Source organism: Wohlfahrtiimonas sp. G9077 (assembly GCF_002252155.1).
Classification (GTDB): Bacteria; Pseudomonadota; Gammaproteobacteria; order Cardiobacteriales; family Wohlfahrtiimonadaceae; genus Wohlfahrtiimonas.
In genome coordinates this window covers 255830-279511 of the sequence record NZ_NEFD01000001.1, presented here as the reverse complement: position 1 = coordinate 279511, position 23682 = coordinate 255830, and the positions used below count along the sequence as shown (strand labels likewise).

The window sequence follows — 23682 nt, the reverse complement described above, 5'->3', positions numbered from 1 at the left end:
ATAGAATACAATAATTGGAGCAAAACTTATAGCCTTAGTTATATAATGGCGCTTTAGGTATGATCAAGCGAATGTAAGGAGGCAACATGAAAAAATGGTTACTCACTTTAGCCGTTGTGATGACTGCAATTTTAGCATCGGGCTGCGCATCTGGCGTTGCACCGAAAAGTGATGTGAATGTCACAGGTGGCAGCGGTGCACAAATGTATGGCAGCATCCGCATGGGCGGCGCTTATCAATTATGATTGACAATACACAAAGGACAAGCATGACAGTTCCCATCATCACCATCGATGGCCCGGGCGGCGTCGGCAAAGGCACGCTCGCATTAACACTTTCCCAAAAACTCGGTTGGCACTTATTAGATTCAGGTGCCATTTATCGCGCATATGCCATTTTTGCGATGGATCATCAGATTGATTTAGACGATGAAGATGCATTGGTGGCCATGAAAGATCAATTTTCCATGCGCGCTAATCCAACGGAGAAAGGCGTTGAGATCTTCGTTAACGATGAGAATGTCACAGAGCGTTTACGCATGGAAACCACCGGCAGCAGTGCATCCATCATTGCAAAGCATCTTAAAGTGCGTGATGCGCTGTTTCATTATCAAAGGGATTGTGCCGTCATGCCAGGGCTCATCGCCGATGGGCGCGATATGGGAACCGTAGTTTTTAAAGATGCGCCCCTTAAAATATTTTTAACGGCAACGGCAGAAGTTCGCGCCGATCGTCGATATAAACAGTTGATCAGCGTGAATGAATCTGTTAATATTGCGCAGATTTTGAGCGAGATTAAAGCGCGAGATGAACGTGATCAAAACCGATCAGCCTCTCCACTTGTGCCTGCTCAGGATGCTGTGATCATTGACACATCAGATTGTACGCAAGAAGAGGTGTTTGATCAGGTTTGGCAGTTGGCAAAAGATCGTCAATTGGTGGGCTAGCATCAGTCGGGTGGTGATAAGGAATTATTACCTTTTTTATTTTTTAAATTTTAACCGGTCAATTTGAATATTTTTAGATTTGAAAGATATTTAGAGCGATCATCTACAGAGTACATATTATTATGCTAAGTTTTGCTGAGTTATTTGAACAATCCATTCAAGAAAAACCAGAAGTTGGTTCTATCATTGAAGTTACCGTTGTTGCGATTAGTAAAGAATTCGTAATCGTTGATGCGGGTCTTAAAAGTGAAGGCCGTATCCCTGCTGAACAATTCCAAAACGAAAATGGTGATTTAGAAGTACAAGTTGGCGATAAAGTTGACGTTATTCTTGAGTCTGTTGACGATGGTATGGGTGAAACTCGCTTATCTCGTGAAAAAGCTAAGAAAGCAGAAATTTGGGCTCGCCTTGAAAAATCTCTTGAAGCTGACGAAATCATCAAAGGTGTTATTTCTGGCAAAGTTAAAGGTGGCTTTACTGTTGACATCGGTGAGATCAAAGCATTCTTACCAGGTTCTTTAGTAGATGTTCGCCCAGTTCGCGATGCTTCTTACTTAGAAGGCAAAGAATTAGAACTTAAATTAATTAAATTAGATCCTAAACGCAACAACATCGTTGTATCTCGTAAAGCAGTGGTTGAGAAAGAATACTCAGCAGAACGCGAAGAGTTATTAGCGAACTTGAAAGAAGGCGATAAGATCAAAGGCGTTGTTAAGAACTTAACTGATTACGGTGCGTTCTTAGACTTAGGCGGTATCGATGGTTTGTTACACATCACAGATATGGCTTGGAAACGTGTTCGTCATCCTTCTGAAATCGTTGAAATCGGTCAAGAAATCGAAGTTGTATTGTTGAAATTCGACCGCGAACGTAACCGTGTTTCTTTAGGCTTGAAACAATTAGGTAACGATCCATGGCACGAATTATCAGTACGTTTCCCAGCTGGCGCGAAAGCAAAAGGTGCGGTGAGCAACATTACTGATTACGGTTGTTTCGTTGAAATCGAAGATGGTATCGAAGGTTTGGTTCACGTTTCAGAAATGGATTGGACAAACAAAAACGTTAACCCAGCTAAAGTTGTAACAATCGGCGAAGAAGTTGAAGTTGTAATTTTAGAAATCGACGAAGAACGTCGTCGTATCTCTTTAGGTATGAAACAAGTGACACCTAACCCATGGATCGAATTTGCTGATAAATACAGCAAAAATGATCGTGTGAAAGGTCAAATCAAATCCATCACTGATTTCGGTATCTTCATCGGTTTAGATGGCGGTATTGATGGTTTGGTTCACTTGTCTGACATCTCTTGGAACGAATCTGGCGAAGAAGCTGTTCGTAACTTCAAGCGTGGTGACGAAGTAGAAGCAGTGGTATTGGCTGTAGATGCAGAACGTGAGCGTATCTCTTTAGGCATCAAACAATTAGACCAAGACCCATTCTCTAACTTCTTAGCAGATCATGATAAAGGCAGCATCGTAACTGGTACTGTAATTGCTGTAGATGCTAAAGCTGCAACGATTGATTTAGGCGAAGGCGTTGAAGGTTCTTTACGCGCTGCTGACGTTTCTAACGAGAAAATCGAAGACGTTCGCAACGTATACAATGTTGGCGATAAAGTGGAAGCTAAATTCGTAAACGTTGATAAGAAAAACCGCACAATCGTTTTATCTGTTAAAGCAAAAGATCAAGCTGAAGATGCACGCGCAATCGCTGATTACTCTGCAAGCAAGAGCTCAGTGGGCGGTACTTTAGGTGATTTGTTGAAAGAGCAAATGAAACAACAGTAATCTAAAGCAATTTAGGTGAATGAATAAAAGCCATTACGAAATGTAATGGCTTTTTTTACTGATGTGGGACGCATTGGTAGTGCGATTGAGTGATTGAGCAGGATTGGTTTGAATAAAACAGTAACTTTATGATAAAGTTGTGCCTTATTTCAGATTAAGTGGTGCCCAATCACTGAATCATGAGGGGATTTTAGAAGAATTGTGTACTAGAATAGTACTGTCAGTGTGTATAAAGAGGTTTATAGGAATGACTAAGTCTGAATTAATTGAAAAACTAAGCGCTAAATACCCACGTATTCCAGCGGCGGAAATTGAAAAAGGTGTGAAACTCATTTTAGAGCACATGAGTGACACATTGGTTTCAAATAACCGCATTGAAATCCGCGGTTTTGGTAGTTTTTCTTTGCGTTATCGTGAGCCAAAAATTGGCCGCAACCCTAAGACTGGGGATGCTGTTGAGTTGAGCGGTAAATATGCCACTCACTTTAAGCCTGGTAAGCTCTTAAGAGAACAGGTGAACGATAGCCGCAACAAATTTAAAATTCACTAAAATCAAGTCCCTTCTCACGAAGGGATTTTTTTATGGTATAACGTCTATTCGTTCGTTTGAGTCTGATAATTTCACTGAAAGAAGTAAAAAAATTCAGTATAATTATCGGATTTTGTTATGTTGTGAGTTTGTTTGAGGAAAACATGCCAATTTATCAATATAAATGTGACAATTGTGGTCACGAGTTTGAAGCATTACAGAAAATTTCTGCAGATCCATTGGTTGAATGTCCAGAGTGCAAGGCGCCGCGCTTAGCAAAACAAGTGACAGCGCCAAACTTTCGTTTGAAAGGTTCAGGTTGGTATGAAACGGATTTTAAATCCAGTAACCAAAAGAATTTGGCCAGCCAAGATTCTGGCAGCTCTGCTCATCAATGTGGTTCTAGCTGTTCTCACAAACATTAATTTAATTCAAAACGTTTAAAGGTAAACTTAATTATGATGCGTTCTCATTATGCGGGCTTGGTTTCAGAAGCTCTATTAGATCAAACTGTCACGTTGACTGGCTGGGTTCATCGCCGTCGTGACCATGGTGGTGTTATTTTCATCGATTTACGTGACCGTGAAGGCATTGTGCAAATCGTAATCGACCCAGAAGTGACGCCCGCTGATCAGTTCAAAGAAGCAGAACGCATTCGTAATGAGTTTGTGATTCAGGTGGTGGGCAAAGTGCGCATGCGCCCTGAAGATATGTTCAATGACAAATTGGTGTCCGGTAAAATTGAAGTGATCGCAACAGCATTGACCATTTTAAACAAAGCCGATGCATTGCCATTCCAAGTGGATGATGAAAATACTTCTGAAGAGGTGCGTTTAAAATATCGCTATTTAGATTTACGCGGTAAAAAAATGCAATATAACTTAATGCTTCGTTCTAAAGTAACGCGCGCAGTGCGTGATTATTTGGATGATGCGGGCTTTTTAGACATCGAAACCCCATTTTTAACCAAAGCCACGCCAGAAGGTGCGCGTGACTATTTGGTGCCATCACGTACATATCCTGGTGAGTTCTTTGCATTGCCACAAAGCCCACAACTCTTTAAACAAATTTTAATGATGAGTGGTTTTGACCGTTATTATCAAATCGTGCGTTGTTTCCGTGATGAAGACTTGCGTGCGGATCGTCAGCCTGAATTCACACAAATTGATATTGAAACCTCTTTCTTAGAGGAAAAAGACATCATGGCGATGGCAGAAGACATGATTCGTAAAGTGTTCAAAAAAGCCATCAATGTTGATTTAGCAGAATCATTCCCAGTGATGACATATGCAGATGCCATGTACAAATATGGTTCAGATAAGCCGGATTTACGCATTCCGTTAGAATTCATTGATGTGACAGACATCATGAAATCCACTGAATTTAAAGTGTTTAAAGACGCTGCAAACATGGCAAAAGGCCGCGTGGTTGCGTTAAATGTCCCAAATTCAGCGGATAAATTGTCCCGTAAAGACATCGATGAATTGACGAAATATGTGGGCCGTTATGGCGCACGTGGTTTAGCGTACATCAAAGTGAACAATGTGGCGGAAGGCCGTGAAGGTTTGCAATCACCGATCACTAAATTCTTAGATGACGCAACAATTGAAGCGTTATTAAAAGCAGCCGATGCCAAAGACAATGACATCATCTTCTTTGGTGCGGACAAAGCAAAAGTGGTGAATGATGCCATTGGTGCGCTTCGCATTAAATTGGGTGAAGATTTGAACTTGATGACTTGTGAATGGGCGCCAATGTGGGTGATCGATTTCCCAATGTTTGAATACGATGAAGATGAAAAACGTTATGTGGCGGTTCACCATCCATTCACAACGCCAAAAGATGGCATTGAATCATTGAAAAATGATCCTGAAAATGCAGTGGCCAAAGCGTATGACATGGTGTTAAACGGCACTGAGCTAGGCGGTGGTTCTGTGCGTATTTATCAGCCTGAAGTTCAATATCAAGTATTTGATTTATTGGGTATTTCTAAAGAAGAAGCCGAAGAGAAATTCTCCTTCTTATTAGATGCATTAAAATATGGTGCGCCGCCACATGCAGGTTTAGCGTTTGGTTTAGATCGTTTGATCATGCTCATGACGCACGCTAAATCCATCCGTGAAGTGATTGCCTTCCCGAAAACACAAACAGCATCCTGCTTGATGACAGATGCACCGTCAATGGCTAATCCTAAGCAATTAAAAGAGTTATCCATTGAAGTGAAATTGCCTGAAGTGAAAAAAGAAGAGGCATAATCTTTAGATTGATCCACAAAAAAGCCATCGTTGATGGCTTTTTTTATGAGCGCAATAGATAAAATTAACTGCGATTGTGGGTGAGAATGTTTCACATTCAGCAGAATTCATGCATAATGGTGCACTTTATTGATTAGATAGGAACCAAGACATGGAAGGCCGTAAAATAGGTGTTTTGCTGGTGAATCTTGGCACACCGAAATCACCGACAGCAAAAGATGTTCGTCCATATTTGCGCGAATTTTTAAGTGATCCGCGCGTGATTGAAGTGCCTAAATTTATTTGGTTCTTCATTTTAAATGGCTTTATTTTAACCACTCGCCCAAAGGATTCGGCAGAAAAATATGCCACCGTTTGGACGGAACGGGGTTCTCCGCTTTTATACATCACACAAGATCAAGCCACCGCCCTTGAAAAAGTCTTGCCAGAGAATTATGACGTTGTCGTGGCGATGCGTTATGGTGAGCCATCGATTGAGCAGGGCTTAGATCAATTGATTGCTAAGAAAGTCGATAAAATCATCATTTTGCCGTTGTATCCGCAATATTGTGCGGCCACAACAGCCACAGTGTTTGATGCGGTTGCCGATACATTAAAAGCGCGCCGTTATTTCCCAGAAATTCAGATGCTCAGCGATTATTATGATCATCCTGTGTACATTGATGCGTGCCGCGCAAAAATTGAGGAAGGCTTAGGCGATACAGCAATTGATGAGCTTGTGTTATCCTATCACGGTATGCCAAAATCAACCTATGAGAAAGGTGATCCATATTATGATCAATGTATGGCCACCACAAAACTCATTGAAAAGGCGTTGAATCGTCCTGACTTGAAAATCACCACGGTGTTTCAATCAAAATTTGGTAATGTGGAGTGGTTAAAACCTTATTCCTTTGAATATTTGCCAAGTTTACCCGCTCAAGGCGTGAAACGAGTTGCCGTGTTTTGCCCAGGCTTCAGTGCGGACTGCCTAGAAACCATTGAAGAAATGGGCGTTGAAAACAGAGACTACTTTATGGAGAAAGGGGGTGAATATTATCAGTTCATTCCATGCCTCAATACAGAAGCTCTGCACATTGAGATGATGAAGCAATTGATTGTGGATTCTCATTAATCTTCCATCAGGAGTAAACATAGATGAAAAAAATTAATGCTATTGTTGTAGGTTCCGGTAACGTGGGTTTAAAAGTTATCGATGTCTTATTACAAACGAAAGATTTTAATTTAGTGGGCGCGATTCGCCGTAGTGGTGAGCCAATTGCTCAATACCCTAATGTTGTGGTTAAAACATCTGTGGATCAGTTCAGTGAGAAGATTGATGTGGCATTTTTAGCCATTCCAACACGTCAAGTGCCAGAACAAGCCAAAGCCTATTTAGCCAAAGGCATTCATACGGTCGATAGCTATGACATTCATTCCAGTATTTTAGAAGTGCGCAGTGAATTGAATGAAGTGGCGCGTGCGAACAATGCTGTGGCCATCGTTTCTTCAGGCTGGGATCCCGGTACAGACTCCATCGTGCGTGCAATGTTAATGGCCATGGCACCCAATGGCATGACATACACCAACTTTGGCCCAGGCATGAGCATGGGGCACACGGTGGCAGTCAAAGCCATTGAAGGCGTGAAAGATGCCTTATCCATGACAATGCCAACGGGCGCAGGTGTGCATCGCCGCATGGTGTATGTAGAATTATCGGAAGGTGCAACCCCTGAAATCGTTGAAAATCTCATTAAAACAGATCCTTATTTCATTCATGATGAAACACATGTTAAATTTGTGGATGATGTGAATTTGTTAAAAGATGTGGGTCACGGTGTGGAATTGACGCGTAAAGGTGCTTCAGGCACATCGGGCAATCAGAACTTTATGTTCAAAATGTCCATCGACAATCCTGCATTGACAGCGCAAGTGATGGTGTCAAGTGGTCGTGCTGCAATGCGTCAAGAGAAAGGCGCATACACGTTGATTGAAATTCCAATGGTGGATTTCTTAGAAGGTGAGCGCGAAGATTGGATTAAGGCACTCGTATAATGAAAGCATGGATGGCGGTTTGTATGCTCTCGCTTGCATTATATGGGCAAGGGCATGCCAATGAAACCGTCATTCATGGCAGTTACGCCAACGGCTGTTTTGCCGGTGGCGTCACCATTCCCATTCGCGGCATCGGTTATGAACAAGTGCGCCCAAGTCGCGCACGCAATTATGGCGATGCCGCTTTATTATCTTTGATTCAATACTTAGGGCAATTTGCCAACACCCAAAATGCAACAGTGATTTTAGGGGACATGTCACAAGCGCATGGCGGGCGCATGCCTTATGGCCATGCCAGTCATCAAATTGGATTGGATGTGGACATTTGGTTTGAGCGCGTTGGTGCATCTGGCTTAAAACCCAATGAAAAAGAGTCGTTAGAAACGCCTTCATTGGTCAATGCCAAAACGGGTCAAGTGGTCAATTGGCATCCTTATTATCGTGATTTATTGCATCAAGCGGCATTGTATCCACAAACAGAGCGGATTTTTGTCAATCCCGTCATCAAAGCCCATTTATGCGCCACTGAGAAAGATCCCTCATGGTTATATAAAATCCGACCGTGGTTTGGGCACGATTCCCATTTTCATGTGCGTTTAAAATGTCCGAATAATCAACCTTATTGTGTGCCACAAGCGTCTGTTACCAAAACTTCCGGATGTGATGCCGATTTAAACAACTGGATCAAAGATCAGCAAGAGATTGCCCTTGGCCGTAAAAAACCAATGAGCAATAAAAAAGCACCGCAGAAACCTGCGATGCCAAAAGCGTGCGAGACAATTTTACTTCGTCGGTGATGCATCCAGTAACTCTTTGACCAAACGCACACGACGGGCAATTTCTGTCCAATTACCATCATTGATTAAGCGTTTTTCCACCATCCAGCTCATGCCGCAAGCAATGACGCGATCAATCGCCAAATAATCTCTAAAATTACTGTCGTTGATACCGCCTGTTGGGATCAACTGAATCTCTTGATAAGGTGCTAAAATCGCTTTAATCATCTCAATGCCGCCTGAGGCTTCAGCAGGGAAGAACTTCATGGTCGTCACGCCATAATTGAGTGCCATTTCAATGGCCGTAGGACTATTGACGCCCGGAACAATCATGACACCTAAATCTTGTGCCGTTTGAATGGTGCGCGGATTACAGCCTGGGCTGACTAAAAAGTCAGCATCAGATGTATAGGCCAATTTTGCTTGCTCAGGATTAATGATGGTGCCGGCGGCAACGGTTAAATCAGGATAATGATCTTTAATGGCCTTTAAAATGTCGGAGGCATTTTTTGAGCGAAAGGTCACCTCAAGGATCGGCAATGCTTCTTTGATTAAAATGTCAGCCAATTTTAAGCCATCTGAGATGCTGTCGATCACAGCCACAGGAATGACAGAATTGTTCGGTAAAAGATCAGAGCGTTTTTTCATCATATTTCATCTCTTATTATGGGTTCGGTTAAACTTTCGATGTGAGATCGAAAGGGTTTTTAATTGGGGATATTGTCCACATAAACTGTGGATAAACCTGTGGATAACTTTAATTTATGGCCCGCAGGGCGCATGGTTGAATCAGGTCAAGTATATGACTATAAAATGATCAAAACGAGAATTTAGGGCGGTATTTATATATAGACGGTCGTTTTGTGGGTTTGACTTGACTTCCATGTATTGTGCATGACTTCTAGCGTATAGAGCATTTAAGAATAAGTCAATAGCATTTTTGCATAAAGAATGTGCGAAATATTCGAAAAGGGATGAGGGGTTTTTTTTAAGGGCGCCTCTGCTAGAATAGGCGCTTTATTACCGAATTGGGTTTGATGTTATGAATGATTTTGTCATTGTGATTCCGGCGCGTTTAAAATCGACGCGTTTGCCGAATAAAATGATGCTCTTGATAGGCGAGCAGCCAGTGATTGAGCACACATGGCGCCAAGCCATGTCTGTGAAGGCTAAAAAAGTGATTGTGGCGACGGATGATCCCACGATTTATGATCACATGCGCAGCATCGGAGCGGAAGTTGTGATGACATCGAGTGATCATCCAACAGGGACGGATCGCTTAGCAGAAGTGGCGAACATCTGCGGTTTTCAAGATGAAGAAATCATTGTGAACTGGCAGGGGGACGAACCCTTTTTACCTTATGAATACATTCAAAAAGTGGCAACAAAATTGGCCTGTCACGAACATGCTGCCATGAGCACATTGGCCACATCGATTGCCACATGGGAAGATTTTTTAAACCCGAATGTGGTGAAAGTGGTGCACAATCATGTGGACGGCGCTTTATACTTTTCGCGTGCGCCCATTCCATATCCAAGAGGCGTTGAGCAAGGCGAAGGAGCATTGCCAAACAATTTAACGCCTGAGCGCCACATTGGTGTGTATGCTTATCGAGCCTTTTTCTTAAAAGCTTATCCCAATTTACAGCCCTCACATTTAGAGCAAGCCGAATCCTTAGAGCAGCTGCGAGCTTTATCAAATGGTTATCAAATTGTGGTGGAAAAAATGAACACAGTACCGCCTGTTGGCATTGATACAGAGGCCGAATTAACCGCAGCACGCGCATGGTATGCCAAAGAGAAGGGGCAATAAGATGTCGATTCAATATTTTTTACCGCAACGCTTAAGCTCATGGTGCATGCGTAAATTGACACGCATTCAAACGCCTTGGTTTAAAAATTTGTTCATTAAGGTTTTCTCAAAGCTCTATGACATCAATTGGCAAGAGAGCGCTGTGAAAAAACCTGAAGATTTTAAAACCTTCAATGAGTTTTTCACCCGTCCATTAGAAAATGGCGCGCGCCCCATTCATGATGCGCCTTTAGTGTCACCTGCCGATGGTAAAATTGCAGCGTGTGGCAATTTAGAAGATACCCAATTTATTCGTGCTAAAGGCCATGATTTTACAGTGGAGAGTTTAATTGCAGATCCCGAGCTTGCACAAATCTTCAAAGATGGCAGTTTTGCAACGGTGTATTTATCTCCAAGGGATTATCATCGCGTGCATATGCCAGCGACAGGCAAATTACTGCGCACCATTCACATTCCGGGCAAGCTTTACAGTGTGTCATTGAAAACAGCCGGACAAATTCCCACATTGTTTGCAGAAAATGAGCGTTATGTCTCTGTGTTTGATACGGAATATGGCAAGATGATTGTCATTTTAGTGGGTGCGATCAATGTTTCAAGCATGGAAACTGTGTGGGCAGGGGAGATCACACCGCCTTATGGTAAAGTGTTGGCGTATCAACATTATGAAGATGGCATGACGTTAGAAAAAGGTGCAGAAATGGGGCGCTTTAATATGGGTTCGACGGCGATTGTGCTCCTTGAAAAGAATGATCGCGTTGCCTTAAATCCTGAGTTAAAAGAGGCAGCGCCGGTGCAAATGGGCGGGGCGCTTTATAATCTTTGCAATTTGTCTCAAGATTGATTATAATTTAGCGCTTGTATTTTTAACAAAATACATTCCTTGTCTTACAGGTATTCTGAAGACTTTATTGTTAATAAATCCATAAGGAATTATGAATATGCGTCATTATGAAGTTGTATTCCTTGTTCATCCAGATCAAAGCGAACAAGTACCAGCGATGATTGAACGTTATCGTTCAGTTGTAACGAACGAAGGTGGCCAAATCCACCGTTTAGAAGATTGGGGTCGTCGTCAATTGGCTTACCCAATTCAAAAATTACATAAAGCTCATTATGTGTTAATGAACATTGAATGTAACGAATTGGCTCTTGAAGAATTACAAGGCATTTTCCGTTTCAATGATGCGATTTTACGTCACATGGTTATTCAAAAAGAAGAAGCTGTGACTGAGCCATCTGTATTAGTTAAGCCTCAGCGCGAAGACCGTTCTAACGAAGAGTCTGCTGAAGCGGGTGAATAATCCCATCATTCAATAAAGGAATTTAAATATGTCACGTTATTTTCGTCGTAAAAGATTCTGCCGTTTCACAGCAGAAAACGTAAAAGAAATTGATTATAAAGATATCAATACCTTAAAAAATTATATCACTGAAACTGGGAAAATCATCCCAAGTCGTGTTACTGGAACGCAAGCTCGTTATCAGCGTCAATTAGCAACTGCGATCAAACGCGCTCGCTACATTGCATTGCTTCCATATACTGATCAGCATTAATTTTAAGGAGCAATCATGCAAGTTATTTTATTAGAAAAAATCGGCAAGTTAGGTCAACTTGGTGATACTGTTGAAGTAAAATCTGGTTATGCTCGTAACTACTTATTACCATTAGGTAAAGCTACAGAAGCAACACCTGCGAATTTACAAAAATTAGAAGAGCGTCGTGCAGAATTAGAAGCTAAACAAGCAGCTATTTTGGCAGATGCAACTGAACGCGGCGAAAAATTAAGCGGTATCGTGATCACTATGTCTGTGAAAGCAGGTACAGAAGGCCGTTTATTCGGTGCTGTGACTAGCCAAGACATCGCTGAAGCGGTAACCAACGCTGGCGTTAAATTAGACAAACGTGAAGTTCGCATCGCTGACGGTTCTATCCGTAGCATCGGTGAACACGCTGTTGTATTAGCATTGCACCCAGATGTTGTTGTAGACATCCAAGTGAACGTAGTGGCTGAATAATTTCAACCCCTCAATGCATTAAAAAAACCCGCTGATTGCGGGTTTTTTGTTGCCTTACTGTTTGTGTGCAAAGGATCGCCATTCGATTAAACCATAGACAGCATTAAAAAGATAAATGCAATATTGTGCACCAATGACAGGATTAGGCTCAGGGCCAAAAAAGTTTAACCCCACCACAAACACATTCATGATGATCCAAAGGTACCAGTTAAAGTCATAACGCATCACCAGTAGCGTTTGTGCGGGTACCGCTAAACCAAAAATGATGCCATTGACGATGAGTTGCCCGAGGGTATTGTCCACGCCCATCACTTTTGTGATCCAGATGCTCAAACCAAAAATGGCAAAAAAGGCGGAAATGACATAAAACATTTGCATCCATGTTAGGCTGCGGGTGATCACTTTATCATCTTGATCATGATGTTTGCGCCAATTGAAAATGCCATACACATGTGTACTGAAGTTATACAGATGGGGCAATCCGGCACCAATGTTACCGCCCAAAAAATTGCCCATGCTCTCGCCAAAGGTGGCCAACAAGCCAAAATAGTTGCCCAGCTGACTTCTGCGCGTGAATAAAATGACGCAAATTAAGCCTGTGATCGCGCCAAAAAATGAGATGGCATAACGAAGATTGAGGGCTTTAAACGGTTCTGTGTATAAAAATGCGCCAATCACCAAAATGAAACAGACAAACGGATAGGCCTTGTGTCGACCGATGGTTAAAATGAGCGAACGCATGTCTCCTCCTTACAGTGAGTTTTTCAATAATCCATCCACTAAATCAATGCATTGTAAATAGCGCTCATCGTATTGATCTGAGGTGATCTCGACATAGGGCACATTATTTTCCGCAAGTAATGACTTGAGTAAGCACTGAAACTCTTTGCGCACATGATTTGAGCCTAAATGGCGTAGGCCATCGGCCACCCATGGCGTATTATTTTCCAATAAAATCACTAAATCAAAACGATAGGTGTCGATCATCGCTTGTACAAATGGATTCGATTTACCTTCATACTTCATACAAAAGGCTTGTGTGGTGATGAAGTCTGTGTCAATAAAGGCGATCTTATTGGCATGTTTGACGGCAAAATCGATGTATTGCGCATGACCTAAGGCAATTTTGTCATAGTCCGAAAACTGTAAGGCACGTTCATCGCCACCTAAATGTTTAAACACATATTCACGTCCATATTCCCAAGCGCTGGTGGTGTTGAACATATTGGCCAATTTATTGACCATCGTGCTTTTACCGCTGGACTCACCGCCTAAAATGGCAATGGTTTTGACAAAAAATGGGCGAACTTCTGTAGGAATGTATTCCCAATGATGCAAGGGCGAGCGGCGAATGTCTTCGCTGCAAATGTTCATAAAGGTGCGCTCAGGATCAATGATTTTAGTCGGCAATCCTAAATGCTTTTGGTAAAAATCTACATCATGGGTTTCACTGCTGTAGATGATATTAGGATCAATATTATGAGATTGCAAAAACTCATCCACTTTATGGGCCCATTTGATCTGATCTTCCATCGATTGCGTGAGGTTCTCTTCATCAATGTAATGGATGTGGATGTTTTTTTGGTATTTAAAGGTTTGCAATAACCAGCGTAATCGATCTTTTAAAGAGGGTTGACGGCTCATGGCGCTGTCTTTAAATGTTTGTAAATCCCGCGCTTCGTTGTAGCGTAAAATAATATGCAGTTCATCTAATTGACTGATGGCGCGCTGAATGAGGTAAACGTGTCCTGTATGCAGCGGATAAAATGCCCCAAAAATCAAACCCACCGTTTTATCTTCCGTTTGTGGATTGATGTTGAGGTATTGATAGAGCGCATTGAGCTTTGTGGCGCTTGGGTTTTGCACTTTATTATTGAGTAACTGGCTTAAATAACCCTTGGTCATGTCGCAGTGGTCTGCCACATTTTGTAGGGTTAAACCTTTATCTTTGATGACTTTTTTCACATAGGCCATATTGATCATAGCGCTGTCTCCTTAAACAATTATTATTAATTATACATATTTTGTTTAATATATAAAACCTTTATTCGCCGCGCACCAAGTGGATGAGGGCAGGATTGCTGATGATGTCCGCTAAGCAGTAGCCATCGAGCACTTGTAAAAAGCTTTTAAGGGCATCTTGCATGATGCGTTTAATGCGACATTGTGGCATCACTTGGCATTGATTGGTGCTCGAAAAGCACTCAATGAGGGAAAACTCTTCAAAATCCCGCACCAATTGACCAAGGTTAATGTTCAGAGGATTCTGTCCTAATTTTAAGCCGCCTTGATTGCCGCGGATGCTGGTTAAATAACCATGTTTATTGAGTTTGGCAATCACTTTAGTTAAGTGGCTTCGGGATATGGTGTAGTAGTTGGCAATCTCACTGATGTTGACGAGTCGATCTGGGTAGCTCGCCACATAAATCATAGTTTTAAAGGCGTAATCCGTTTGTTGTGTGAGTTGCATGGTTGTGTTCAGTCAATGGGGATAAAAAAATGATCCAGCGCAATGCGCTGGATCCTATGAATGATCAATGGGTTATTTTACCGCATCTTTCACTTTGTCTTTGGCTTCTGTTGCTTTTTCAACCACAGCATCTTTAGCATCCGAGATTTTCTCTTTTGCTGCTTGTGTGGCATCTACTGCGGCATCTTTAACATCGGATGCCTTGTCTTGTACATCATCGGCCACGTTTGCGGCTTTTTCTTTGGCATCTTTTTGAGCCTCGTCGATTTTTTCTTGTGCTTGCTCGATTTTCTCTTGAGCAGCCTTTTTAACATCTTCAGACTTTTCTTGAGCGGCAGCCATTTCCTCTTTTGCTGTTTGGCGAGCATGTTCAACTGTTTCTTTGACTTTTTGGCCAGCATCTTTTGCTTTATGGCCAATTTCATCGACTTTTGCATCGGCATCGATCACCAAACCTTTAAATTTTTCTTTTAAAGTGGAGATCTCATTTTTACTCATGTGTTGATATAAATCTTTTAAATCAGTGCCTAAACGGTGCAATAAATTTTCACTTTCAGTGAAATGTTCCGTTTGGGTTTTCAATTTTTCTTTGACAACCTCAAGTTCGGCTTTGAGTTTATCCATCACTTCATTGTTTGCAGACACGCCAGAGCGGGCCACGAAATAGCCGATCACAACACCGGCAATGCCACCTAAAATGAAAAACATCACTTCTGCACCCATGTTAACTCCTTATATCATTTAAATTATTAAAAAATATCAAGCAAATTCATTATACTATTCATTGATCATTCATTGTACTGAATTTTACGCCATTTAGGGCTTATTTTAATTAGCTGTTGAAAACTCCCTATGAACTCCATACAATGATCTGCTTTGTTTTTATAATTGTTTGTGTCTTTCCATGAAAATACTGATTTTAGGTGCAGGACAGGTCGGTTCTAACGCTGCCAATATTCTTTCGCAAGAGGCGAAACATGAGGTGACGATTGTCGATGTTGACTCGAACATTTTAGCGAATCTGCAAGATCGCTATGACATTCGCACAGTGGTGGGCAATGCATCGTTGCCACACGTGCTAGATGAAGCCGGTGCAAAAGAGGCGGACATTGTCATTGCCGTGACATCGAGCGATGAGGTAAATATGATCGCTTGTCAATTGTCACACACGCTCTTTAATGTGCGTTTGAAAATTGCCCGCATTCGCTCTCAATCTTACATTGAATATGCAGACATCTTTGGCCATGAATTAGAAAAAGCGTTCAACATAGACGTGATCATCAGCCCAGAGATTTTGGTCAAAGAGCGTTTAAAAAACATCATCAATTTGCCAGGCGCCCAGCAAGTGCTGCGCTTTGATCGTGGACGTGTTTTGATTGTGGCCGCTCAAGCAGAAGAGGGCGGACGTTTGGTGGGATTACCCATTAAAGATTTGCCATCGCATTTGCCGGACATTGATGTGCGCATTGTGGCCATTTTCCGTAAAGATGAGCCATTAGAGATTACCGGAGAAAGCGTCATTGAAGTGGGCGATGAAGTTTATTATTTGTGCCCACAAAAACATGCGCGCTTGGTGATGGCAGAGATTCGCCCATCCACAAAAATTGCCAAAAAAGTGATGATCGCAGGTGGCGGTAATATTGGTTATCGTCTAGCAAGCGCTTTAGAGGATGATCTGCGCGTTAAAATCATTGAAATTGATAAGGCAAATGCAGCGCGCTTAACATCGCACTTAAAAAATGCCCTTGTGTTAAATGGTGATTGTACCGATGAGGGATTGTTGTACGATGAGAACATTGATCAAATCGATGTCTATTGTGCGGTCACGGAAGATGAGCAAACGAACATTTTATCCAGCATGTTGGCCAAGCGTTTAGGGGCTAAACGCGTCATTACATTGATCAATCGCAGTGCCTTTGTGGATTTGGTGGAAAATGAGTCAAATATTGACATCGCTTTCTCTCCGCAACAAGTGACTTTAGGTGTATTATTGACCTATATTCGTAAGGGCGATGTGATTCAGTTGTATTCACTTGGCACCGGTGATTTAGAAGCGTTTGAAATTGTTGCACACGGTACGCCAGATACCTCTCGAATCATTGGTAAAGTGGTTGAAGAGATCGATTGGCCGGACGGCATTACGCTTGCGGGCATCATTCGTAATCAGCAGGTGATCGTCTCCCATAAGAATTCCATCATTGAAGAAAATGACCACATGATCTTTTTCATTTCAAATAAGCAAAGTATTCCAGAATTGGAATCGCTGTGCCAAATTAAAGGCAGTCATGATTAATACACAAGGAGAGTTTAATGAGTAAAGTGAACAAAGTTGTTCTCGCCTATTCAGGCGGTTTAGATACATCTGTCATCTTAAAATGGTTACAAGATGAGTACAATTGTGAAGTGGTCACCTTCACGGCAGATTTAGGTCAAGGCGAAGAAGTTGAGCCTGCACGTGCTAAAGCACAAGCATTGGGCGTTAAAGAGATCTACATTGATGATTTACGTGAAGAGTTTGCACGTGATTTTATCTTCCCAATGTTCCGCGCGAACACCATTTATGAAGGTGAATATTTATTAGGGACGTCCATTGCGCGTCCATTGATCGCTAAGCGTTTAATTGAGATCGCCAATGAAACCAATGCTGATGCCATCTCTCATGGCGCAACGGGTAAAGGGAACGATCAAGTGCGTTTTGAATTGGGCGCTTATGCATTAAAACCAGATGTTAAAGTGATCGCACCTTGGCGTGAATGGGATTTAATGTCTCGTGAAAAATTACTCAACTACGCTGAAAAAAATAACATTCAAATCGATCGTGGCGGTAAAAAATCGCCATATTCAATGGATGCGAACTTATTGCACATCTCTTATGAAGGTTTGGCCTTAGAAAACCCATGGAATGAACCTGAAGTGGATATGTGGCGCTGGACAGTTTCCCCTGAAGAAGCACCCAATGAGCCTACATACATCGAATTGACCTTTGAAAAAGGCGACGTTGTAGCGATTGATGGCGTTGAGAAATCACCGGCATCTGTGATGGCAGAATTGAACAAAATCGCAGGCGCGAACGGCATTGGCCGCGTGGACATCGTTGAAAACCGCTATGTGGGCATGAAAGCTCGTGGTTGCTATGAAACGCCAGCAGGGACTGTGATTTTAAAAGCACATCGTGCGATTGAATCCATCACATTAGACCGTGAAGCGGCACACTTGAAAGATGAATTGATGCCACGTTACGCATCTTTAATCTATAACGGTTACTGGTGGAGCCCTGAGCGTGAAATGTTACAAGCGGCGATTGATAAGTCCCAAGAACACGTCTCTGGTGTTGTGCGCTTAAAACTCTACAAAGGTAATGTAATCGTTGTGGGTCGTAAATCTGAAGAATCTTTATTTGATGAAAACATCGCAACATTTGAAGATGATGCAGGCGCTTATGATCAAAAAGACGCAGCTGGCTTTATTAAATTAAATGCCCTTCGTTTACGCACAGCTGCAAAACGTGCGCATAAAAATAAATAATGTTTAAGCATTGATTGAAAAAGGACTGCTTGGCAGTCCTTTTTTTATGGCTAAATGGTTATTGCGTAGAATCTTTAGGTTCTTGATTTTGCGTAAAGGCTTCTAAATTCTCAAGCTCTTGATCATCTAATTTAGGCACTTTAGTGCAAATGTGGATGTCTTGGGCCGCAAGCTCTTTACAGATGTTTTTTAAACTTTGATCCAATGATTGAATGTGATCAAGGAGTAAATTAATGGCAGTGGCTTCAGGATCAGGCGTGATGGCATCAACGCCATAAGCCGTAAAGAGTTTGCTGGCAATCTCTGTTGAGAGCGTATTTTGTTTCACAATGCGCGCAGGAATACCAACCGCGGTGGTATTTTCTGGGATGGGTTTGGTCACCACAGAGTTAGAACCCACTTTGGCATTGTCCCCAAGGGTAATGGGGCCCAAAATTTTGGCGCCTGCACCAATGATCACATTATTGCCAAGGGTTGGGTGGCGTTTACCTTCATTGAGGCTCGTGCCGCCTAATGTCACACCATGATAGAGGGTACAATCATTGCCAATCTCTGTGGTTTCCCCAATCACAACACCCATGCCATGGTCGATGAAAAAGCGGCGACCAATTTTTGCGCCCGGATGGATCTCAATGCCGGTTAAAAAACGCGTCACCGTTGATAACCAACGCGCCAATAATTTACAGTGATGATGCCATAAAAAATGGGAGATGCGATGGCCCCAAACGGCCCATAAACCGGGATATGCAAGCAACACTTCTAAAGTATTGCGCGCAGCAGGATCTTTATAGTGAATGGTTTGAATGTCTTCTTTCATGTGTTTGAACATGGTTAGCCCTCAATTTTGCGGTTAATGGCGGTGAGAATGCCGCGCAATAAATGGATTTCAGGTTCAGTTAAATCACGTTTTTGAAAAAGGTTGCGAACTTTTTTCATGATGTTTTTTGGCTCATTGGGATCTAAAAATTCCGTTTGGCATAACACATCTTCTAAATGTTGATAAAAGCCTTCACGCATGTCGCCGGTGGCTAAAGGATCAAGATCAAAGTGCTCAGTGATCATCGGAATCTCTAACGCTGTTTTATGGGCTTTATGGAGCTCATAACACACCACTTGAATGGCGGAGGCAATGTTGAGTGAATTGTAACGATTTTCAGTGGGAATCGTCATCATGCGTTGGCAAAGTTCGATCTCTTCATTGGTGAGGCCTGTGCGTTCTGTGCCAAAGACAAAGGCAATCTGTTGATCATCCGCCACTTGAATGTCACGCACAGCTTCAATGGCCGCTTCTTCAACGGTATAAAGCTTTGATGAAATGTATCGTGGGCGCGCAGTGGTGGCATAAGCCACATGGCAATCTTTTAATGCCTCTTCTAAGGTGGGCACAACCACAGCTTGTTCTAATACATCCACCGCGCCACTTGCCAATGCTGTGGCTTCTTGGCTTGGGAAGTGTTTAGGATCCACTAAAGTTAAATGGTATAAACCCATCACGCGCATCGCTCGGGCAGCGGCGCCAATGTTGCCGGAGTGAGAGGTGCGCACCATAACAATGCGAATGCGATTTAATAGGGTATCGGGAAAAGGTTTTTTCATGATGATTGCTTTTTAAGAGAGGGATTTGCCCACATAGAGTCCCGCAAAGACGCAGCCTAAGCTTAAAATGAGGCTGCTTGCACTGTAAAGGAGGGCCGTGCCAAATTTACCTGCTTCGATGAGCTGCCAATTTTCGAGGGAGAATGTGGAAAAGGTGGTGTAACCACCGCATAATCCTGTGATGAAGAAATATTTGAGTAAAGAGGACTCAGTCTCTTTTGCTGTGAGAATCGCCATCAATACACCAATCAACAATGCCCCTAAAAGATTGATGCTAAAGGTTGCCATCGGGAATGGATGTGGCCAAATACGCACAATGGCAACGCCGCTCAAATGCCGTAAAATCGCACCTAAACCGCCGCCAATGCCGATGAGTGTAATGATGATGAGTTGATTCATGCCTAAGATAAAATGGTGATCAATGCGCTATTGTATGAGTTATGGGCGCACTTTAAAAGCACCGTGTTTAAGATGTCTTCAAAATCTGGCCATTTTCAATTTCAATGACAGCATCGCCAAAGGTTCTGGCATCTTCATGATCGTGGGTGATGAGAATCATGGGAATTTGTAGATCGGCTTGAATGTCGCTGAGCTCTTTACGCATGATGCCGCGTAGATCAGTATCTAGTGCTGAAAAAGGCTCATCTAATAAGATGGCCATCGGATTGACAATCAAAGCGCGGGCAAGGGCGACGCGCTGTTTTTGTCCACCTGAGATTTCATCGGGGTATTGAAATTGAATGCCCTTTAAATGAAAGAGTTCAAGCCAATATTGTACCTCTGGCGGCACATGATGTTTGCGGCCATTGACAATGGATTTGTGCAGTGCAAAGCCGATGTTTTGTGCCACATTTAAATGTGGGAATAGGGCATAACTCTGAAAGAGATAGGCCAATTTGCGTTCTTGGGGTTTGAGGTTGATTTGCTGATTGGCATCAAATAAAACACGATTTTGTAACGCAATGTGACCGGCATCGGGCGTGATGAGCCCTGCGATGGTTTTTAATAAAACGCTTTTGCCAGAGCCTGATGCGCCCACAATCACCAAACGCTCTGCATCGGTTTGATAGTCAACATCAAGCACAAAGGTGCGTTTATAGGCCGTTAATGTTTTATGGATGGAGAGATCAATGTTCATGGTGCCCCTACAAGCGTGGTTTGCGCGGGTTGAGGAAGGTTGCCGTCATTAAAATACAGACACACACAATCGATGTGATGAGCACTAAATAATTTGCCGTATCATAATCAAATGAATTATAGGCACGATAAATGGCAATTGATAGGGTTTGAGTTTTTTGTGTGGCACCGGCCACCATTAAGGTTGCGCCAAATTCGCCCAATGCGCGGGCAAAAGCTAAGAGGACGCCAGAGAGAACGCCTCGCCAAGCCAATGGTAAGGTGACGCGAAAAAAGATGGCAATTTTAGAGACGCCAAGCATGCTTGCCGCTTGTTCATATTCACGGTTGACATCTTCAAAGGCTGCGCGGGCTGGCTTTAAAATCAATGGGAATGCCACAATTGTTGCTGCGATGACCGCCGCTTGCCATGTGAAAATCAAGCGAATGCCAAATGATGAATACAACCATTGGCCAAACATGCTTTTCTGGCCAATGACTGTTAAGAGGTAATAGCCGAGTACTGTCGGAGGTAAAACCATCGGTAGGGTAAGGATGGTGTCGAGTAGATTTTTACCCCAAAAGTTTGCTCGTGCTAGGAAGTATCCAATTAAAATGCCTAATAGGGAGCCGATCAAAGTGGCAAAACCTGCCACTTTAAGCGTTAGGATTAAAATTGGATAAATGGAATCGATCATTCAGGTTTTGTGAATCCGTAATCCTCTAAAATCTTTTGGCTTTCATCATTGAAAATGTAGTGATAGAAGCGGTCACTGCCTTTTTTACTCTCGGCGGTTAAGGCAATCGGGTAAGTGATCGGTTTTTCTGTGGGCACTGTGAAGGCAACGCGCACCTCTTTTTTAAGAACGGCGGCATCGGTGCCATACACAAAGCCTGTGTCTGTTTCATTTTGTGCCACATACGCAAGGGATTGACGCACGCTTTCGGTTTCAATGAATTTAGGCTCAAGGGTTTGCCATAATTTTGCAGCTTCTAAAACGCCTTTGGTATAACGGCCAACCGGTACGCTTGCAGGATTCGCTAAGGCAATTTTGGTGACATCTGCTTTGGTTAAATCTTCTAAATTTTTAGGATCTAATTTGCTGTCTGTACTGACAATTACCACCAATGTATTTTGGACAAAGGTTTTGCGTGTATCGGCTTTGATTAATTTTTTCTCAATGGCTTTGTCCATAGTCACTTGGTCTGCTGAGGCAAAGATGTCCACAGGCGCGCCATTTTCCATTTGTTGTAGCAACGCGCCAGAGCCTGCAAAGTTGAGCATCACTTTATCTTCAGGATGGGCTTTTTCGTAGTTTTTAGCGATGTCGGTAAAGGCATTTGTTAAGCTCGCGGCCGCAGACACCATGATCTCTTCAGCAGAAGCTAAAGTGAATAATGAGGCGATTAACGTTGTGGCAATTAAATGTTTTTTCATGCGTATTACTCCACAGTTAGGAATCTAAACAGCTCGTAATATACATTGTTACATATCGAAATTCAATCTCATCGCGGCGATTAAGAGAGAATGATCCAACCAATGCCATCTTTTTGGGTGTAATGTAAGGTTGATTCTGTGATCTGATTGCTGAGGGAACGGCCAAATCCTGCCGGTAATGTGGCATCGGTTAACGGCCATTTAACGCCGCGTGTGGTCACCGATTGCAGCGTTGTGATGGGCACGATGCTCAAGCGATGATAGTGTTCTTGCGTAATGGCAAGCGCACAAGCATGATTGAGGGAATAGAGTTTGGTCTTGCCATCTGTATGGATAAACTTAAGGGATGGATGTGCGCATGGCAACATGAATAAACCCATTTGATGGTCGATGAGCCCGCCAATGCCGCCAATTAAAATGCATTCTGTGATGTTCATCGATTCGGCCTTTGAAAGGGCAAGCTCTGTGTCTAAATAATCTTTATCTGTGGGATGCGTCTCTTTATTTAAATGAAGATAACGTTGATGATCATCATGTTTGCATGAATCAAAATCGCCCACCCATAAATTTGGCGTGACATTGAGCCCTTTGACATGTTCAATGCCACCGTCGACGGCAATGATGTAATCATTTTGATTCAATGAGAGGTTCAGTTGTGAGTAATGGACGGGGCCAGGAAGCAAAAGAATCAAACGAGCGTACATTTTGTGCCTTTAGGTGCATGGAAGTCGAGGATATAAACGGGTATAATAACGCGTTTTAGATGTTCATCACACAATAGAGGTCAAAAATGAGCTTTAATTCCATTCCAGCTGCAAAAGATTTAAACAAAATCACTGAAGATTTTAACTGTATCATCGAAATCCCTGCGGAATCTGATCCTGTGAAATATGAGATCGAAGATGATTTAGTTTGGGTTGATCGTTTTGTGGGCACTAACATGCGTTATCCTGCAAACTACGGTTACATTCCACAAACATTATGTGATGATGGCGATGCATTAGATGTATTGGTGGTGACCCCCTTTCCATTGATTCACGGTTGTGTTGTGCGTGCACGTCCTTTAGGCGTATTGAACATGACAGATGAATCTGGCGGCGATGCAAAATTAGTGGCAGTGCCTGTGTCTAAATTGTGCCCAATGTACGACAACATTCAATCCATCGATGATTTACCTGAATTATTGGTCAAACAAATCGAATTCTTCTTCCAAAACTACAAAGGTTTAGAAAAAGGTAAATGGGTTAAATTAGATGGTTTTGGCACAAAAGAAGATGCTGAAAAAGAGATCTTAAAATCTTTAGAATTGTTCAACAGCAAAAAATAATGACTGTTTCAATTTAAGATGAAGAAAAAGCCTGTGAAAACAGGCTTTTTTATT

The 23682-nt window shown here is 42.4% G+C and carries 29 protein-coding genes; 17 read left to right on the top strand and 12 right to left on the bottom strand.

Annotated elements, in window-relative coordinates; all coding sequences use genetic code 11:
• Positions 1–86: 86 nt before the first annotated feature.
• The 9 genes from B9T20_RS10155 (at position 87) to B9T20_RS01280 (ending at position 8348) form a co-directional block, all read left to right on the top strand.
• Positions 87–245 (top strand): hypothetical protein, encoded by a 159-nt coding sequence (locus B9T20_RS10155; protein ID WP_199415208.1) that lies wholly within the window; start codon positions 87–89, stop codon positions 243–245.
• Between the two features lie 23 nt (positions 246–268).
• The gene (cmk, locus tag B9T20_RS01315; protein ID WP_094489455.1) at positions 269–946 is read left to right on the top strand and encodes a (d)CMP kinase; all 678 of its coding nucleotides are present in this window, start codon (positions 269–271) and stop codon (positions 944–946) included.
• Between the two features lie 119 nt (positions 947–1065).
• Positions 1066–2733 carry a 30S ribosomal protein S1 gene (gene rpsA, locus B9T20_RS01310; RefSeq protein ID WP_199415213.1) on the top strand — a complete coding sequence of 556 codons (1668 nt, stop codon included), beginning with the start codon at positions 1066–1068 and terminating at the stop codon, positions 2731–2733.
• Between the two features lie 247 nt (positions 2734–2980).
• Positions 2981–3283, top strand: coding sequence for an integration host factor subunit beta (gene ihfB / locus B9T20_RS01305; RefSeq protein WP_008314552.1), 303 nt, complete (start codon positions 2981–2983; stop codon positions 3281–3283).
• 143 nt (positions 3284–3426) lie between these two features.
• Positions 3427–3687: an FmdB family zinc ribbon protein gene (locus B9T20_RS01300; RefSeq protein ID WP_094489453.1), complete on the top strand. Its 261-nt coding sequence runs from the start codon at positions 3427–3429 to the stop codon at positions 3685–3687.
• A 33-nt stretch (positions 3688–3720) separates the two neighbouring features.
• Positions 3721–5517, top strand: coding sequence for an aspartate--tRNA ligase (aspS, locus tag B9T20_RS01295; protein ID WP_094489452.1), 1797 nt, complete (start codon positions 3721–3723; stop codon positions 5515–5517).
• Between the two features lie 151 nt (positions 5518–5668).
• Positions 5669–6631, top strand: a complete 963-nt coding sequence (hemH, locus tag B9T20_RS01290) for a ferrochelatase (protein ID WP_094489451.1) — start codon at positions 5669–5671, stop codon at positions 6629–6631.
• A gap of 23 nt (positions 6632–6654) precedes the next feature.
• Complete coding sequence (locus B9T20_RS01285; RefSeq protein WP_094489450.1) at positions 6655–7551, top strand: diaminopimelate dehydrogenase; 897 nt, start codon at positions 6655–6657, stop codon at positions 7549–7551.
• Positions 7551–8348, top strand: a complete 798-nt coding sequence (locus B9T20_RS01280) for a penicillin-insensitive murein endopeptidase (protein WP_094489449.1) — start codon at positions 7551–7553, stop codon at positions 8346–8348. The genes B9T20_RS01285 and B9T20_RS01280 overlap by 1 nt, the downstream gene beginning before the upstream one ends.
• Here B9T20_RS01280 and eda read toward each other — a convergent pair.
• On the bottom strand, positions 8334–8978 hold the full coding sequence (gene eda / locus B9T20_RS01275; RefSeq protein WP_094489448.1) for a bifunctional 4-hydroxy-2-oxoglutarate aldolase/2-dehydro-3-deoxy-phosphogluconate aldolase: 645 nt from the start codon (positions 8976–8978) through the stop codon (positions 8334–8336). The genes B9T20_RS01280 and eda overlap by 15 nt on opposite strands.
• Before the next feature lie 391 nt (positions 8979–9369).
• Here eda and kdsB point away from each other — a divergent pair, with 391 nt between their 5' ends.
• The 5 genes from kdsB to rplI all read left to right on the top strand — a co-directional run bounded on the left by kdsB (position 9370) and on the right by rplI (position 12156).
• The gene (gene kdsB / locus B9T20_RS01270) at positions 9370–10140 is read left to right on the top strand and encodes a 3-deoxy-manno-octulosonate cytidylyltransferase (protein ID WP_094489447.1); all 771 of its coding nucleotides are present in this window, start codon (positions 9370–9372) and stop codon (positions 10138–10140) included.
• Between the two features lies 1 nt (position 10141).
• Positions 10142–10981 (top strand): archaetidylserine decarboxylase, encoded by an 840-nt coding sequence (gene asd / locus B9T20_RS01265; protein WP_094489446.1) that lies wholly within the window; start codon positions 10142–10144, stop codon positions 10979–10981.
• Positions 10982–11078: 97 nt separating this feature from the next.
• Positions 11079–11441, top strand: a complete 363-nt coding sequence (rpsF, locus tag B9T20_RS01260; protein WP_008314572.1) for a 30S ribosomal protein S6 — start codon at positions 11079–11081, stop codon at positions 11439–11441.
• A gap of 28 nt (positions 11442–11469) precedes the next feature.
• Positions 11470–11694, top strand: a complete 225-nt coding sequence (gene rpsR / locus B9T20_RS01255) for a 30S ribosomal protein S18 (RefSeq protein WP_008314575.1) — start codon at positions 11470–11472, stop codon at positions 11692–11694.
• 15 nt (positions 11695–11709) lie between these two features.
• A complete protein-coding gene (rplI, locus tag B9T20_RS01250; protein ID WP_008314578.1) occupies positions 11710–12156 on the top strand; it encodes a 50S ribosomal protein L9 in 447 nt (148 codons plus the stop codon).
• A gap of 54 nt (positions 12157–12210) precedes the next feature.
• On the opposite strand, the gene pnuC is transcribed toward rplI, so the two are convergent.
• The 4 genes from pnuC to B9T20_RS01230 all read right to left on the bottom strand — a co-directional run bounded on the left by pnuC (position 12211) and on the right by B9T20_RS01230 (position 15349).
• Complete coding sequence (pnuC, locus tag B9T20_RS01245; RefSeq protein WP_094489445.1) at positions 12211–12897, bottom strand: nicotinamide riboside transporter PnuC; 687 nt, start codon at positions 12895–12897, stop codon at positions 12211–12213.
• 9 nt (positions 12898–12906) lie between these two features.
• Positions 12907–14139 (bottom strand): multifunctional transcriptional regulator/nicotinamide-nucleotide adenylyltransferase/ribosylnicotinamide kinase NadR, encoded by a 1233-nt coding sequence (gene nadR / locus B9T20_RS01240; RefSeq protein ID WP_094489444.1) that lies wholly within the window; start codon positions 14137–14139, stop codon positions 12907–12909.
• 61 nt (positions 14140–14200) lie between these two features.
• Positions 14201–14626 carry an Rrf2 family transcriptional regulator gene (locus B9T20_RS01235; RefSeq protein ID WP_094489443.1) on the bottom strand — a complete coding sequence of 142 codons (426 nt, stop codon included), beginning with the start codon at positions 14624–14626 and terminating at the stop codon, positions 14201–14203.
• Positions 14627–14698: 72 nt separating this feature from the next.
• Complete coding sequence (locus B9T20_RS01230) at positions 14699–15349, bottom strand: ZapG family protein (protein ID WP_094489442.1); 651 nt, start codon at positions 15347–15349, stop codon at positions 14699–14701.
• Positions 15350–15530: 181 nt separating this feature from the next.
• Here B9T20_RS01230 and trkA point away from each other — a divergent pair, with 181 nt between their 5' ends.
• Both trkA and B9T20_RS01220 read left to right on the top strand, forming a co-directional pair.
• Positions 15531–16919: a Trk system potassium transporter TrkA gene (gene trkA / locus B9T20_RS01225; protein WP_094489441.1), complete on the top strand. Its 1389-nt coding sequence runs from the start codon at positions 15531–15533 to the stop codon at positions 16917–16919.
• Positions 16920–16936: 17 nt separating this feature from the next.
• On the top strand, positions 16937–18151 hold the full coding sequence (locus B9T20_RS01220; protein ID WP_094489440.1) for an argininosuccinate synthase: 1215 nt from the start codon (positions 16937–16939) through the stop codon (positions 18149–18151).
• Positions 18152–18209: 58 nt separating this feature from the next.
• On the opposite strand, the gene cysE is transcribed toward B9T20_RS01220, so the two are convergent.
• The 7 genes from cysE to B9T20_RS01185 all read right to left on the bottom strand — a co-directional run bounded on the left by cysE (position 18210) and on the right by B9T20_RS01185 (position 23005).
• A complete protein-coding gene (cysE, locus tag B9T20_RS01215; protein ID WP_094489439.1) occupies positions 18210–18980 on the bottom strand; it encodes a serine O-acetyltransferase in 771 nt (256 codons plus the stop codon).
• 2 nt (positions 18981–18982) lie between these two features.
• The gene (locus B9T20_RS01210; protein WP_094489438.1) at positions 18983–19747 is read right to left on the bottom strand and encodes an RNA methyltransferase; all 765 of its coding nucleotides are present in this window, start codon (positions 19745–19747) and stop codon (positions 18983–18985) included.
• Between the two features lie 12 nt (positions 19748–19759).
• Entirely contained in the window at positions 19760–20146 is a 387-nt protein-coding gene (gene crcB, locus B9T20_RS01205) for a fluoride efflux transporter CrcB (RefSeq protein ID WP_094489437.1), read from the bottom strand.
• A gap of 67 nt (positions 20147–20213) precedes the next feature.
• Entirely contained in the window at positions 20214–20885 is a 672-nt protein-coding gene (locus tag B9T20_RS01200) for an ATP-binding cassette domain-containing protein (protein ID WP_094489436.1), read from the bottom strand.
• Between the two features lie 7 nt (positions 20886–20892).
• Positions 20893–21561: a molybdate ABC transporter permease subunit gene (gene modB, locus B9T20_RS01195; RefSeq protein ID WP_094489435.1), complete on the bottom strand. Its 669-nt coding sequence runs from the start codon at positions 21559–21561 to the stop codon at positions 20893–20895.
• Positions 21558–22301, bottom strand: coding sequence for a molybdate ABC transporter substrate-binding protein (gene modA / locus B9T20_RS01190; RefSeq protein WP_094489434.1), 744 nt, complete (start codon positions 22299–22301; stop codon positions 21558–21560). The genes modB and modA overlap by 4 nt, the downstream gene beginning before the upstream one ends.
• A gap of 80 nt (positions 22302–22381) precedes the next feature.
• Positions 22382–23005: a thiamine diphosphokinase gene (locus B9T20_RS01185; RefSeq protein ID WP_094489433.1), complete on the bottom strand. Its 624-nt coding sequence runs from the start codon at positions 23003–23005 to the stop codon at positions 22382–22384.
• Between the two features lie 86 nt (positions 23006–23091).
• Between B9T20_RS01185 and ppa the strand changes: the two genes are divergently transcribed.
• Positions 23092–23628, top strand: a complete 537-nt coding sequence (gene ppa, locus B9T20_RS01180) for an inorganic diphosphatase (RefSeq protein WP_094489432.1) — start codon at positions 23092–23094, stop codon at positions 23626–23628.
• The last annotated feature ends 54 nt before the right edge of the window (positions 23629–23682 follow it).